Origin of the sequence: Comamonas sp. CAH-2 (assembly GCF_009668305.1) — a bacterium.
Taxonomy (GTDB): Bacteria; Pseudomonadota; Gammaproteobacteria; order Burkholderiales; family Burkholderiaceae_C; genus Comamonas; species Comamonas aquatica.
Window position 1 is genome coordinate 13630 of the sequence record NZ_VSWF01000015.1, and the last position, 13543, is coordinate 27172.

12 protein-coding genes are annotated in these 13543 nt (G+C 67.7%); 3 read left to right on the forward strand and 9 right to left on the reverse strand.

Annotated elements, in window-relative coordinates:
• Nucleotides 1–6: 6 nt before the first annotated feature.
• Nucleotides 7–918, reverse strand: coding sequence for a LysR family transcriptional regulator (locus FYM52_RS10260; protein WP_154164016.1), 912 nt, complete (start codon nucleotides 916–918; stop codon nucleotides 7–9).
• A gap of 77 nt (nucleotides 919–995) precedes the next feature.
• Here FYM52_RS10260 and FYM52_RS10265 point away from each other — a divergent pair, with 77 nt between their 5' ends.
• Nucleotides 996–1463 (forward strand): CidA/LrgA family protein, encoded by a 468-nt coding sequence (locus FYM52_RS10265; protein WP_154164017.1) that lies wholly within the window; start codon nucleotides 996–998, stop codon nucleotides 1461–1463.
• A 3-nt stretch (nucleotides 1464–1466) separates the two neighbouring features.
• Nucleotides 1467–2162 carry an LrgB family protein gene (locus FYM52_RS10270; protein ID WP_154164018.1) on the forward strand — a complete coding sequence of 232 codons (696 nt, stop codon included), beginning with the start codon at nucleotides 1467–1469 and terminating at the stop codon, nucleotides 2160–2162.
• 72 nt (nucleotides 2163–2234) lie between these two features.
• Here FYM52_RS10270 and FYM52_RS10275 read toward each other — a convergent pair whose 3' ends face one another.
• A complete protein-coding gene (locus tag FYM52_RS10275; protein ID WP_154164019.1) occupies nucleotides 2235–3797 on the reverse strand; it encodes an acetyl-CoA hydrolase/transferase family protein in 1563 nt (520 codons plus the stop codon).
• A 270-nt stretch (nucleotides 3798–4067) separates the two neighbouring features.
• On the opposite strand from FYM52_RS10275, the gene FYM52_RS10280 reads away from it, so the two are divergent.
• A complete protein-coding gene (locus FYM52_RS10280; RefSeq protein ID WP_154164020.1) occupies nucleotides 4068–4967 on the forward strand; it encodes a YihY/virulence factor BrkB family protein in 900 nt (299 codons plus the stop codon).
• A 186-nt stretch (nucleotides 4968–5153) separates the two neighbouring features.
• On the opposite strand, the gene FYM52_RS10285 is transcribed toward FYM52_RS10280, so the two are convergent.
• The 7 genes from FYM52_RS10285 to FYM52_RS10315 form a co-directional block, all read right to left on the reverse strand.
• The gene (locus FYM52_RS10285; RefSeq protein WP_154164021.1) at nucleotides 5154–6602 is read right to left on the reverse strand and encodes an aldehyde dehydrogenase family protein; all 1449 of its coding nucleotides are present in this window, start codon (nucleotides 6600–6602) and stop codon (nucleotides 5154–5156) included.
• Between the two features lie 33 nt (nucleotides 6603–6635).
• Nucleotides 6636–7736, reverse strand: coding sequence for an SMP-30/gluconolactonase/LRE family protein (locus FYM52_RS10290; protein ID WP_154164022.1), 1101 nt, complete (start codon nucleotides 7734–7736; stop codon nucleotides 6636–6638).
• Between the two features lie 47 nt (nucleotides 7737–7783).
• Nucleotides 7784–9121: an enolase C-terminal domain-like protein gene (locus FYM52_RS10295; protein ID WP_154164023.1), complete on the reverse strand. Its 1338-nt coding sequence runs from the start codon at nucleotides 9119–9121 to the stop codon at nucleotides 7784–7786.
• 36 nt (nucleotides 9122–9157) lie between these two features.
• Nucleotides 9158–10141, reverse strand: a complete 984-nt coding sequence (locus FYM52_RS10300; protein ID WP_154164024.1) for a 2-hydroxyacid dehydrogenase — start codon at nucleotides 10139–10141, stop codon at nucleotides 9158–9160.
• Between the two features lie 251 nt (nucleotides 10142–10392).
• Entirely contained in the window at nucleotides 10393–11352 is a 960-nt protein-coding gene (locus tag FYM52_RS10305) for a tripartite tricarboxylate transporter substrate binding protein (RefSeq protein WP_154164025.1), read from the reverse strand.
• A 49-nt stretch (nucleotides 11353–11401) separates the two neighbouring features.
• Nucleotides 11402–12313: a 5-dehydro-4-deoxyglucarate dehydratase gene (kdgD, locus tag FYM52_RS10310; protein ID WP_045267600.1), complete on the reverse strand. Its 912-nt coding sequence runs from the start codon at nucleotides 12311–12313 to the stop codon at nucleotides 11402–11404.
• A gap of 47 nt (nucleotides 12314–12360) precedes the next feature.
• Nucleotides 12361–13338 carry a tripartite tricarboxylate transporter substrate binding protein gene (locus FYM52_RS10315; RefSeq protein WP_154164026.1) on the reverse strand — a complete coding sequence of 326 codons (978 nt, stop codon included), beginning with the start codon at nucleotides 13336–13338 and terminating at the stop codon, nucleotides 12361–12363.
• Between the last annotated feature and the right edge of the window lie 205 nt (nucleotides 13339–13543).

The following is a 13543-nucleotide window of genomic DNA, read 5'->3' on the forward strand; positions in this document are numbered from 1 at the left end:
AGGCAGCTATGTTTTTGCTGTGCCGATGGCGTGGGCCTCCGCGGGCGGATAGACCTCGCGCACGCAGTCCAGCCAGGCCCGGGCGGCGCGCGACAGGTAGCCCGGCCGCCACATCAGGGCCACGTCCCAGGTGATCGCCGGGCCGACCAGCGGGCGGCTGGCCACGCGCTGCGGGTCGTACTGGGCGATGACGTGCTCGAACATCACGGCCACGCCCACGTCGGCGGCCACCAGGTGGCCGATGAAGTCCCAGTAGCGGGTCTGCAGCGTGACCCGGGGCGTGAAGCCCGCCGCCGCGCACTGCTGCAGCACATGCTCGTGCAGCGCGAAGTCCGAGGTGTAGAGCACCAGCGGCAGCTCGCGCAGGTCCTGCCAGCGCATCGGCAGGTTGGGGTCGGTCACACGGTGCGCGGGCAGCACCACGCGCGTGGTCTGGCGCGCCACGGTGTAGCGTTCCACTGCCGGGTCGGGCGCGTCGAACAGGCCCAGCGCCAGGTCCAGCTGGCCCTCCTGGATCATCTGGTAGTGGGCGCGCGCGCCCTGTTCGTTGACCTGCAAGTTCACGCCCGGAAAGCGCTGCTGGAACCGGGCGATCACCGGCGCCATGTAGTGGCCGGCGGTGGGCATGATGCCCACCGACAGCTCGCCGCGCGTGATGTCGTCCACCTCGGCCACCTGCTGGCGCAGCAGCCGGGCCTGCTCCAGCATCTCCAGCCCGCGGTCATGGACCACCTGCCCGGCGTCGGTCAGTTGCACCCCCCGGCCCTCGCGCAGCAGCAGCGGGCCGCCCAGCTCGTCCTCCAGCGCCTTGACCATCTTGCTGATGGTCGGCTGGGTCACATGCAGCGTCTCGGCCGCGCGGGTGAAGCCGTTCTGGCGCACGACCTCGATGAAGTAACGCAGGGCACGCAGGTCCATAGGGATTCCTTTATGGCATCGATTTGATGGAAATTATTCATTTTACGAATATGTGGGTAAACCCTAGACTTTGCGTTATGTCAAAGTTGTCGTTCCTGTCCGCCCAACCCTTCACCGCCCGTGCCGCCCAGCGTGCCTGGCCGCTGGCCAAGGGGGTGCTGCAGGTGGGCCTGCTCAGCGCCATCTGGGTGAGCATGGACGTGCTGCGCCAGCACTTTGGCTGGGGCATGCCGGCCGGCCTGATCGGCTTCGGCCTGCTGGCCGTGGGCCTGTTCACCGGCCTGGTCCAGGCCCGCTGGCTGCAAAGCGGCACCAACTGGCTGCTGGCCGAGATGCTGCTGTTCTTTGTGCCTGCGATGCTGGTGGTCACCGAATACCCCGACCTGATCCGCCACCAGGGCCTGCGCATCCTGGCGGTCATCGTCACCAGCACCGCCTGCGTGATGGCCGCGACCGCCCTGGCTGTGGACCGGGTCTACCGGTTCGAGCTGTGGCTGGCGCGGCGCCGGTCCTCGCGCGAGGCCAGCGCGCCAGGGAGGGGCTGAGCCATGCTGTCGAACGAAGTCATCGGCGTGCTGTCCTTGCTGGCCACCGTGGTCTGCTACGCGTTCAACAAACGCCTGTACCGCCAGCACCCGCACCCGCTGCTGATGCCCATCGTCGCCACGCCCATGGTGCTGATCGGCCTGGCCCTGCTGACCCGGGTCAGCTACCCGCAGTACATCGCCCAGACGCACTGGCTGGTGTGGCTGCTGGGGCCGACCACGGTGGCGTTTGCGCTGCCGCTGCACGAACACCGCCAGCTGCTGCGCAAGCACTGGATGTCGATCGCCACCGGCGTGCTGGTGGCCAGCACGGTGTCCATCGCCACCACCATCGCGTTTGCCGATCTGTTCGGCCTGTCTGAAGCGCTGCAAAAGGGGCTGGCCGTGCGCTCCGTCACCACGCCCTTCGCCATCGAGGCCGAGAAGGTGCTGGGCGGCCCCACCGATCTGGCGGCGCTGTTCGTGCTGCTGACCGGCGTCAGCGGCATGCTGATGGGCGAGACCGTGCTGCGCCTGCTGCCGCGCGTGCGCAGCAAGCTGGCGGCCGGGGCCATCTTCGGCGGTGCGGCCCACGGCAGCGGCGTGGCCAAGGCGCGCCAGTTCGGCGAGGTGCAGGCCGTGGTGGCCTCGCTGGTGATGATGATTGCCGGCGCCGTGAATGTGCTGGCGGCGCCCTGGGTGCGGAATATATTCTTCTAAAAATATAGCTTCTAGCGCTGATGGGGCAAGCGCTAGAAGCCAATGAGGTGCTGAATTGCGTGGCGTTGCCACTCAGGCGGCGCGCAGGATCGGGGCGGGCGCGTGCATGCTGCCGGTCTTCAGGTAGCGCTGGTGCCAGGCGTAGGCCTCGTCCAGCAGGTGCGGCGTGTGCTTGCCCGGCGCCTCGCGCAGCGCGCGCTCCAGGTAGTCGGTCATCGCGGCCTGGTAGTCGGGGTGCACGCATTTCTCGATGATCAGGCGTGCGCGCTGCACCGGCGCCAGGCCGCGCAGATCGGCCAGGCCCTGCTCGGTGACGATGACCTGTACATCGTGCTCGGTGTGGTCCACGTGGGACACCATGGGCACGATGCAGCTGATCTTGCCGCCCTTGGCCATGGACGGCGTCATGAAGATGGACAGGTAGGCGTTGCGCGCAAAGTCGCCGCTGCCGCCGATGCCGTTCATGATGGACGAGCCCATGACGTGCGTGCTGTTGACGTTGCCGTACATGTCGGCCTCGATCAGCGCATTCATGGAAATCAGACCCATGCGGCGGATCAGTTCGGGGTGGTTCGAGATTTCCTGCGGGCGCAGGATGATGCGCTGGCGGTAGTACTCGATGTTGGCCAGAAAGCGCTCCATGGCGGCGGGGCTGAGCGCCAGTGAGGTGGTGGAGGCCGTATCCAGCTTGCCGGATTCCAGCATGTCCAGCATGCCGTCCTGCAGCACTTCGGTGTAGGCGTTCAGGTGGTCGAAGGGGCCGTGGTTCAGGCCGGCCAGCACGGCGTTGGCGATGTTGCCCACACCGGACTGCAGGGGCAGCAACTCGGGCGGCAGGCGGCCCCCTTGCACCTCGTGCTGCAGGAAGTCAATGATGTGCTGGGCAATGCGCTGCGAGTCGGCATCGGGCGGCGTGAAGCCGGCCAGCTTGTCGCGCTGCTGTGTGGGCACCACGGCAATCACCTTGCTCAGGTCGCAGTGCAGGTAGGGGTCGCCAATCCGGTCGAACGGGTGCTCCATGGGAATCGGCTTGCGCTTGGGCGGTACGGCGGCGCCGTAGTAGATGTCGTGCATGCCCTCCAGCTCGGCCGGCTGGGCGCTGTTGACTTCCAGGATGATCTTGTCGGCCTGCTCCAGCCAGGTCTTGTTGTTGCCCACCGAGGTCGAGGGGATCAGGCGCCCGTCGGGCAGGATGCCCGCCACCTCGATCACCGCCACGTCCAGGTGGCCCAGAAAACCGAACCACACGTACTGCGCCACGTGCGAGAGGTGGATGTCGACGTACTGCATGCGGCCGTCGTTGATCTCCTTGCGCACCGTCGGGTCGGACTGGTAGGGCAGGCGGCGTTCGATGCCGTGCACCTTGGCCAGGGCGCCATCCAGCTCGGCCGAGGTGGAGGCCCCCGTCCACAGGCTGATGCGGAAGTTGCCGCCCTGCGCGTTCTGTTCTTCAATGCGGCGCGCCAGCGCCTGGGGCACGGCCTTGGGGGCGCCGGCTGGCGTGAAGCCGCTCATGCCCAGCGTCATGCCGGACTGGATCAGGCTGGCTGCCTGGTCGGCCGTCATGATGCGTTCGCGCAGGGCGGGGCACAGCACGCGGTCCGCGGGGGAAGCGTGGGTGAAAGTCGTGTGCATAGGGGCGGTCTCCACGGCGGCACTGTCGTTGCATGTGCGCCTTGTTGTCTTTTTTCGGGTTGCACCTTAGGTGGCAACCCGCAGTGAAACACAAGCCCCAGCCCAATGCCAGCGTAGTTGATCAGGGAAAACGCGGGTGGCGCAGAGGGTGCCAGCCGTGCTTTGGTCCACGCCGGGCGCCCCCAAAAACCGGCGCAGGCCAACCCCGTGGGCGCGGCGACGGCATGGGCTGACACGGGGCCGACCACGGTGGCGGTCACAATCGCCGGCATGGCCCTTGCACTTTCTCGCTGGACAGCTGGCGCGGCACGACTGGCGCGCCCCTTCACCCCGTTGATCGACGCCGTGCGGCTGTGGCTGGAGGCCGACGGCCTGCGCATGAGCGCGGCCATGACCTTCTATGGCCTGCTCAGCCTGTCGCCGCTGGTCTTGCTGGTGGTCGGCCTGCTGGGCTGGTGGATGGACCGCAGCGTGGTCGAAAGCACCTTGCTGGAGCAGGTGCACGGCGTGATGGGCGAACGCGGCGCCAGCGTGGTGCAGGCGGCCATGGCCAGCGCGCAGCGGCCTGCTGAAGGGCGGCTGGCATCGCTGGTGGCCTTTGTGCTGCTGCTGTCGGGCGCCACCGGGGTGTTTGTGGAACTGCAGAACGCCCTGGACAAGCTGTGGCGCCATGGGCGCAGCGATGCCCCGCCACCGCGCAAAGTCTGGTGGAAGCTGGCCACGCTGCGCCTGCGCGGGCTGGCCTATGTGCTGGTGCTGGGCTTCTTGCTGCTGGTGACCATGCTGCTGTCCACCGCGCTGAAGCTGTTCACCCAGCTGGCCGGCGCCTGGCTGGACATGGCACCGCCGGGGCTGCTCATCAGCGTGCTGAACGAAGCCGTGTCCTTTGCCGTGGTCACGGTGCTGTTTGTGGGGCTGATGCGCCTGGGCACCGGGATCCGGCCGGCCTTGCGCCACCTGGTCTGCGGTGCCGTGGTCGGGGCCGCGCTGTTCACGCTGAGCAAGCAGGCCCTGGCCTGGTACCTGTCCACGGCGGCCGTGGTTTCGGCCTATGGCGCGGCGGGGTCGCTGGTGGTGGTGCTGATGTGGATTTACGTGACGTCCGCCATCCTGCTGCTGGCCGCCAGCGTGGCCAAGGCGCTGGACCTCAGGGCTGCAGCGCCGCCCTGAGGCCGGGTGCGCTTGGCGGTGCAGGGGCCTGGTCGGCACCGTGCTGCGGCGCTGTTCTTCTAAAATCAGAGCGCCTGGCGCTTGTGGCACCTGGGCTGCAGCCTGTTTTGGTTCGCATGCCCGCTGCCCGGGCGTAAAAAAACCGGGCCGAAGGCCCGGTATCAAGAGAAGAAAGTGGAACCCGGTTTACGCCAGCGTATAGGCCGTCTTGACCGTGGTGTAGAACTCCTGGGCATAGCGGCCCTGCTCGCGGGGCCCGTAGCTGCTGCCCTTGCGACCGCCAAACGGCACGTGGTAGTCCACCCCCGCCGTGGGCAGGTTGACCATCACCATGCCCGCCTGGCTGTGGCGCTTGAAGTGCGTGGCGTACTTCAGGCTGGTGGTGGCAATGCCGGCCGACAGACCAAACGGCGTGTCGTTGGCCATGGCCAGCGCCTGCTCGTAGTCCTTCACGCGGATCACGCTGACCACGGGGCCAAACACCTCTTCGCGGTTGATGCGCATGCCGGCTTCGGTGTCCACGAACAGCGTGGGCGCCAGGTAAAAGCCTTCCTTGCCGCTGCCGGTGTGGCAGGCCACGCGGGCGCCACCGGCGGCGAGTACCGCACCTTCGGCCTTGGCGATCTCCACATAGCTCAGGTCCTGCTCCAGCTGGGCCTGGCTGACCACCGGGCCCATGTCGGTGCCGGCGGCACGCGCATCACCCACTTTGATCTTGGCCATGCGGGCCTGCAGGGCCTCGATGAAGGCCGGATAGATCTGGTCGGTCACGATGAGGCGGCTGGAGGCCGTGCAACGCTGGCCGGTGGAGTAGAAGCCGCTTTGGGCCGACAGTTCCACGGCCTGGTTCAGGTCGGCATCGTCCAGCACGATCTGGGGGTTCTTGCCGCCCATTTCCAGCTGCACTTTCTTGCCGCTCTTCACGCAGGCTTCGGCAATGCCGCGGCCCACGCCTACCGACCCCGTGAAGCTGATGGCGGCCACATCGGCGTGGTTGACCAGGGCTTCACCGATCACACGGCCGCGGCCCATGACCAGGTTGAACACCCCGGCAGGAATGCCCGAGCGGTGGATGATGTCGGCCAGGGCCCAGGCACTGCCGGGCACCAGATCCGCGGGTTTGAGCACCACGCAGTTGCCGAAGGCCAGGGCCGGGGCGATCTTCCAGGCCGGGATGGCGATGGGGAAGTTCCAGGGCGTGATCAGGCCGACCACGCCAATCGGCTCGCGCGTGATCTCCACGCCGATGCCGGGGCGCACCGACGGCACGGTCTCGCCCGACAGGCGCAGGCATTCACCGGCAAAGAACTTGAAGATCTGGCCGGCACGGCCGACTTCGCCAATCGCTTCGGGCAGGGTCTTGCCTTCCTCGCGGGCCAGCAGCTCACCCAGCTCGGCCTTGCGGGCCAGGATCTCGGTGCCAATCTTGTCCAGGGCGTCGGAGCGCGCCTGGATGCCCGAGGTGGACCAGGCGGGAAACGCGGCAGCGGCGGCGGCCACGGCGGTGTTCACGTCGGAGGCACCGCCCTGGGCGTACTCGCCGATCACATCGGACAGGTCACTGGGGTTGGTGTTGGGGGCGTAGGACTGGCCGGGGGTCCATTGGCCGTTGATGAGGTTGTGGTGTGGGGTCATGGGTGTACTGGGGGATGAAAGAGGGGCTGTGTGTCACACGGCGCCATGTGTTTCCACATAGAGCGCGTAGAGGGAGTGGCTGCTGGCCATGTAGAGCCGGTTGCGCTTGGGGCCGCCGAAGGCCAGGTTGGCGCAGCGTTCGGGCAGGCGGATGAAGCCGATGGGCTTGCCCTGCGCGTTGAACACCTTGACACCGTCCATCTCCTCGGATTTGCCCAGGGGCAGGTGGGCCTGCATGCCGCCGCCGATGTCGGAGGCCTCGGGCGCGAAGGCCCCCGAGAAGCCCCAGCCGCACCACAGGTTGCCGTCGCGGTCCACGCGAAAGCCATCCAGGGCGCCGGGGCCGGCCGCGTCGATCAGCTTGGTCTTGTTGGACAGGGTGTGGCCGTCGGCCGCGACATCGAAGCTCCAGACACTGCGGTGGGGCGTGCCCTTCCATTCGACGACGTAGAGCTTTTTCTCGTCGGGCGAGAACGCCAGGCCGTTGGGGTTGACGAGGTCGGTGATGACTGCGGTGATCTGGCCGTCGCGGCCGATGCGGTAGACATTGGTGGTGGCCTGCTCGGGCGTGGCGCGCGATCCTTCCCACTCGCCATTGATGCCGAACAGCGGGTCGGTGAACCAGATGCTGTCGTCCGACTTCACGACCACGTCGTTGGGTGCATTCAGGCGCTTGCCCTCGAAGCGGTCGGCCAGCACCGTGATCTGGCCGTTCTTCTCGGTGCGCACCACGCGGCGCGTGACCGAGTGCTCGCAGCTGATCAGCCGGCCCTGGCGGTCGCAGGCGTTGCCATTGGCATAGTTCACGCCCTCCTTGTGCACCGAGAAGCGGCCGGTCTTTTCCTCGTACTTCATCAGGCGGTTGTTGGGGATGTCCGACAGGATCAGCGTGCCCGTGTCCGGGAAGTAGGCTGGCCCTTCGGCCCAGCGCATCCCGCTGCCCAGCTGCTCCACGGTGCTGCTGTAGATGCGGTACTTGGCAAAGCTGGGGTCCAGGATGTAGACGGCCGGGTCCGGGTAGCGCTGGTTCGGTACAAAGCCGAAGGACTGCGCACCGACGCTGGCGCCGATGGCACCCAGTGCCGAGGCTCCCACGCCCTGCAGCAGGCGTCGGCGGTTGAGGGTGGATGGCATGGCGTGTCTCCTGTGTGTGTCGAAGGGGGAACCGGGCGCGGCGGGGTTCAGCGCACCATGCAGGGGCGCTTGTTGTCGAACTTCCAGCCGGGGATCAGGTGCTGCATGGCGATGGCGTCGTCGCGCGCGCCCAGGCCGTGTTCCAGGTACAGGGCGTTGGCGCGCTGCAGGGCAGCGCGGTCCACGGTCACACCCAGGCCGGGGGTCTTGGGCACTTCCACAAAGCCGCCTTTGATCTGCAGCGGGTTCTGCGTCAGGTACTGGCCGTCCTGCCAGATCCAGTGCGTGTCGATGGCCGTGACCTTGCCGGGCACGGCGGCGGCCACGTGGGTGAACATGGCCAGCGAGATGTCGAAGTGGTTGTTGGAGTGCGAGCCCCAGGTCAGGCCCCAGTCGCGGCAGGTCTGGCCCACGCGCACGGAGCCGGCCATGGTCCAGAAATGCGGGTCGGCCAGCGGGATGTCCACGGACTGCAGCGACAGGGCGTGCACCATCTGGCGCCAGTCGGTGGCGACCATGTTGGTGGCCGTGGGCAGGCCGGTGGCGCGGCGGAATTCGGCCATGACTTCGCGGCCCGAGAAGCCGCCTTCGGCGCCACAGGGGTCTTCGGCATAGGCCAGCACGCCGCGCATGTCGCGCATCAGGCGGATGGCGTCCTTGAGCAGCCAGCCGCCGTTGGGGTCCAGGGTGACGCGGGCGTCGGGGAAGCGCTGGGCCAGCGCGGTCACGGCGTCGACCTCCTGCTCGCCGGTCAGCACACCGCCTTTGAGCTTGAAGTCGTTGAAGCCGTAGCGCGCATAGGCGGCTTCGGCCTGGCGCACGATGGCCTCGGGCGTCATGGCCGTCATGTGGCGCACCTGGTGCCAGTCGTCCGTGCCCAGCGTGTCTTCGCCGGGCTTGACGTAGTCCATGCCGGTCTGGTCGCTGGGGCCCACGAAGAACAGGTAGCCCAGCATTTCCACGCGGTCGCGCTGCTGGCCTTCGCCCAGCAGGGCGGCCACGGGCACCCCCAGGTGCTGGCCCATCAGGTCCAGCAGGGCGGATTCGATGGCGGTCACGGCGTGCACGCCGATGCGCAGGTCAAAGGTCTGCAGGCCACGGCCGCCGGTGTCACGGCCTTCCAGGGATTTCTGCACCGCCTGCAGCAGCTGCAGGTGCTGGCCGATGGAACGGCCGATCAGCACCTGCTTGCTGTCCTCCAGCGCCTGGCGGATGCCTTCGCCGCCCGGTACCTCGCCCACCCCCGTATGGCCCGCGCTGTCGTGCACCAGCACGATGTTGCGGGTGAAGTAGGGCGCATGCGCGCCGCTGAGGTTCATGAGCATGCCGTCGCGGCCGGCGACGGGGATGACTTCGATTTCGGTAATGGTCGGGGTGCTGGACATGGCGGTCTTTGGGGGCTGTGTCAGAAAAGGAAAGGTCTATGCGGCGGTGGCCGTCTGCTGCGCGGCCGACCAGGGCACTTCGGCCTCGGGCTCGCCCGTGGCGATGAATTGCGCCAGGTTGCGCAGCACCAGGTCGGCCATGGCGCGGCGGGTTTCGTGCGTGCCGCTGGCGATGTGCGGGGCCAGCACCACGTTGTCCAGGGCCAGCAGGGCGGGCAGGGGGCGGGGTTCGTCCTCGAACACATCCAGGCCGGCACCGGCGATGCGCTGGTGCTGCAGGGCCTCGGCCAGGGCGGCTTCGTCGACCACGCTGCCGCGGGCCACGTTGACCAGGAAGCCCTGCGGGCCCAGGGCGGCCAGCACCTCGGCATTCACCAGGTGGCGCGTGCCGTCACCACCGGCGGCGGTGATGACCAGGATGTCGGCCCAGCGCGCCAGCTCCAGCAGCGAGGGCAGGTACTGGTGGGGCGAACCTTCGACGGGGCGGCGGTTGTGGTAGGCCACGTCCATGTCGAAGCCCGAGGCGCGGCGCGCCACGGTGCTGCCGATGCGGCCCATGCCGAAGATGCCCAGGCGCTTGCCGCTGGCGCGGGTGTGGATGCCGAAACGGCCCTGGCTCCAGCCGCCGCGGCGCACGAAACGGTCGGACGCGCTCAGGCCGCGCGTGGCGTCCAGCAGCAGGGCAAAGGCCAGGTCGGCCACGCAGTCGTCGAGCACGCCGGGCGTGTAGCCCACACGGGCGCCGCGGCGCAACAGGGCGTCCTGGTCCAGGGCGTCAAAGCCCACGCCAAAGCTGCTCACGAACTTGAGCTGGGGCAGGGCGTCGACCACGCGGGCTGGCAGGCCCAGGGCGGCCGTGGTGACCAGGTATTCGAACTGCGCACCGTGCTCGGCCAGGAAGCGGTCGGGGTCCGGCTGCTCGGACAGCAGCGTCACCGCATAGGCCTGGGCCAGCTCGGCATCGAGCTGGGGCAGTGGCATCTTGCCGTATTGCAGAACGCGTGGTCGGGTGGTCGCCATGCTGGGAAATCCTTGGAATTTGCGGGGGCCTGAAGCCCCGGTGGAAAGGGCCTGCCGGGAGGCAGGCCTGCGGAGATGGCCCGGGGGCCAACCCACATTTCTATCTCAGTGGCCCGTCGTGCGCGGGGTCCCCAAGGCCGTTGGAAACGGGCGCGGCCAGAGGTGGTGGGCACCGCGCACGGGCCGCCCCGCCCAGCTCTGGCACAGCCAGGAAGGGCGAAGGGGCAAAGCGACGCAGGCGGTGCGGCATGTCAATCCGCCGTGATTTTTCGGGTCTGGATCAATTGCTTCCAGCGATCGTTTTCCTGGGCCTGGAAGCGCGTGAATTCCTCGGGGGTGTTGCCCACGATCTCCAGTCCCTGCTCCAGAAAACGTTTGCGGATGTCGGGCTGCTGCACGGCGGCAATCGCGGCCTTGGCCAGCTTGGCCTTCACATCGGCGGGCAGGCCCTTGGGGGCGGCCATGCCTTGCCAGGAGTAGACCTCGGCGCCCTTGACTCCGGCCTCGGCCAGCGTGGGCACATCGGGCAGCACGGGCGAGCGCTGGGTGCCGGTCACGGCAATCGCGTGCAGCTTGCCGCTGCGCAGGTGGGGCAGGACGGCATTGACGTTCTGGAACGAGAAGTCCACCTGGCCGCCCAGCAGGTCGGTGATGGCCGGGGCGCCGCCCTTGTAGGGCACATGCATCGCCTCGGTGCCGGTCTGCTGCCAGAACAGCTCGGCCGACAGGTGGTCGGAGGAGCCATTGCCCGAGCTGGCAAAGCTGATCTTGCCCGGGTTGGCCTTGAGGGTGGCGATCACCTCGGCCACGGTGCGTGCCTTTTGCGAGGTGCTGGCGACGAGCACATTGGGCGCCTGCACGGGGATGGTGATGTAGTCGAAATCCTTGCTGGCGTCGTAGGGGACGTTCTTGATCAGGTGCGGCGTGATGACGTAAGGGCCCAGCGAGGCGACGAGCAGGGTGTAGCCATCGGCTGGGGCGCGCTTGACGGCGCCGGCGCCGATGGTGCCGGTGGCCCCAGGACGGTTTTCCACCACGAAAGGCTTGCCCAGCTGCTCGCCCATGCTCAGGGCCACGGCACGGGCCACCATGTCGGTGGAGCCGCCGGCCGGGAAGGGCACGATGACGTTGACAGCCTTGTCCGGAAAGCTGCCGGAGGCCTGGGCCGAGAGTGCGAGCAGGGCGCCCACTGCGATCAGTATTTTTTTCATGCGCGTGTCTCCTGGGGCCGGCAGGTGCGGGCACCTGCCGGGGACCGGTTTATTGGGGGCCGAGTTTGTCGATCAGGGCCTTCAGCTCTTCCACCTCGTGGGGCTTGAGGTCCGACAGCGGGGCGCGCACCGGGCCGGCATCGTGGCCGACGATCTTGGCGCCGGCCTTGATGATGCTGACGCCATAGCCTTCCACGCGGTTGCGGATCTGCAGGTAGGGCATGAAGAATTCCTTGAGCAGCTTGTGCTGCGTGGCCTGGTCGTCGGTGCGCACGGCTTCGTAGAACTGCATCGCCGTCTTGGGGATGAAGTTGAAGACGGCGGACGAGTACACGGGCGTGCCCAGGGCCTTGTAGGCGGCGGCATAGACCTCGGCCGTGGGCAGGCCACCCAGGTAGGAGAAGCGGTCGCCCATCTTCATGAAGATCGAGGACATAGTCTCGATGTTGCCCATGCCGTCCTTGAAGCCCACCAGGTTGGGGCAGCGGTCGGCCAGGATGGCCAGCGACTCGGGGGTGAAGCGGCTGCGGTCGCGGTTGTAGACGATGACGCCGAACTTCACGCTCTTGCAGACCTGCTCCACGTGGGCGATCAGGCCTTCCTGGCCGGCTTCGGTCAGGTAGTGGGGCAGCAGCAGGATGCCGTGGGCGCCCAGGCGCTCGGCCTCCTGGGCGTGGGCGATGGCGGTGCGGGTGGGGCCGCCGGCGCCGGCGATGATGGGCACCTTGCCGCGGCAGGTGTCCACCGCGGTCTTGATGATCTGGCCGTATTCCTCACCGTACAGCGAGAAGTACTCGCCCGTGCCGCCGGCGGCGAACAGCGCGCTGGCGCCATAGGGGGCCAGCCATTCCAGGCGTGCGGCATAGCCCTTGGCATTGAAGTTGCCCTGGGCATCAAAGTCCGTCACGGGGAAAGACAGCAGGCCGGAGCTCATCACTTGTTTCAGGTCTTGGGGGGTCATGGTGTTCACGGAAGAAAAGGGTGGACGGGAGAGCGGAAAAACGGGGGTCAGTCGAGCTTGAGGCCGACTTCTTGCACCACCTTCTGCCAGCGCCGGCGTTCGGTGCTGATGAAGCGGGCGGTCTCGGCGGGGTTCATGGTCACGACCTCGGCGCCCTGGCCGGTCAGGCGTGCGCGCACTTCCGGGTTGCGGATGGCGGTCACCAGGGCTTCGTGCAGGCGTTGCACCACGGCTTCGGGGGTCTTGGCCGGTACGACCACGCCCTGCCAGGTGCCGGTCTCGAAACCGGGCACGCCCTGTTCGGCGATGGTGGGCACGTCGGCGGCCAGGGGCATGCGGGCGCCCTTGGACAGGCCCAGCAGCTTCAGTTTGCCGCTTTGCACATGGGGGAAGGTGGCCAGCATGCCGTTCATCAGCACCTGGGTCTGGCCGGCGACGGTGTCCTGGATGGACTGCACGCCGCCCTTGTAGGGCACGTATTCCCACTTGGCGCCGGTGGCGCGGGCCAGCTCCACGCCGGCCAGGTGGGGGGCGCTGCCGGTGGCGGTCACGGCGAAGTTCAGGTCCTGCTTCTTGGACAGGGCCACCAGCTCCTGCAGGTTGTTGGCCGGCACCGAGGGGTGGACCACCAGCAGGTGGGGCGAGTAGGCCAGCATGGCCGTGCCGCGCAGGTCCTTGCCCAGGTCGAAGGGCAGCTTGGTGTACAGCGAAGGCGAGATGGCCAGCGCGCCCAGGTCGCACAGCAGGAGGGTGTGGCCGTCGGGCTGGGCCTTGGCCACGAAATCAGCACCCAGGTTGCCGTTGGCGCCGGGCTTGTTCTCGATGATCACGGGCTGCTTGAGCTGCTGCGTCAGCAAGGGACCGATGGTGCGCGCAATGATGTCGGAGCTGCCGCCTGGAGGGTAGGGCACGACCAGGCGGATGGGTTTGCTGGGCCAGGCATCGGCCGCCAGCAGCGGGCCGGTCAGCAGGCTGGTGGCCGCCAGGGCCAGTAGTGAGCGCAGGACGCGAGAGCGACGGACCATGGTGCTTGTCTCCTTGTTGTGATCAGTCATCATACAACTAGGGGTTTGCAATTCCAAGCCGTCAAATACTAGGGGAAACGCGGGGATGGGTGGTCCTGGTGCTGGCAGGCGGTGGGCACTTTGAGGGTCAAAATGCCCGCTGGCGCAGGTGCATCAAGCGCCAATAGCTATGGTTTTTGTTTTGCCGCGTTGGCTGCCCGTGCCC